At 50.6% G+C, this 482-nt stretch carries 1 protein-coding gene; it reads right to left on the bottom strand.

Translation table 11 applies throughout. The annotated features are described in order from the left end of the window. On the bottom strand, nt 1–264 hold a 264-nt coding region (locus J5M57_RS28265; RefSeq protein ID WP_207938514.1), incomplete at its 3' end, for a hypothetical protein. Nucleotides 265–482: the final 218 nt, after the last annotated feature.

Genomic DNA, 482 nt, shown 5'->3' with positions numbered 1-482 from the left:
ATGAAAGACAGCAGCGTCAAACCTACCACAGTTGAGTTTGAGCCATGGAACGAGGCGTGGAGTGTAGCCGTATACCCTTGTGCGCGGCCCCTGTCCGAACACCGGAAACGGAAAATCTTTCAAATAGTCAGCATCAGGATCGTCTAGCGAGACCACCTCCGTTTCGTGCCCACGGAGTTGGTGCATTTCAGCACTGCTGCGCAAGCCCTCAACAGGCCCGCCATCCCTCGGGTTGACTGAAGCAATGACGCGGAGAATTCGCATATAGATCCTGGCTTTGCGAAAATAAAAGAAAGACGCGAGCTATTTCGTCGTCACAATGTACCTAAAGAACTTGATTCCTTTCATGGTGCCTAGGATTGTATCGACGCGCTTGTACGGCTCCAAGACAACATCTCTGCAGCGATCGCTGTTGAAGTAGCATACCTTTGCCTTGATAACCTTGGCGCAGTTATTCTTAAGACTAACCACATGGTCGAGCA

It is taken from the genome of Pseudomonas sp. 86_A, assembly GCF_017491705.1.
In the GTDB taxonomy this organism is placed as follows: Bacteria; Pseudomonadota; Gammaproteobacteria; order Pseudomonadales; family Pseudomonadaceae; genus Aquipseudomonas; species Aquipseudomonas koreensis.
Note: the sequence above shows the minus strand (reverse complement) of the source record. Positions and strands in the feature narration are given on the sequence as shown.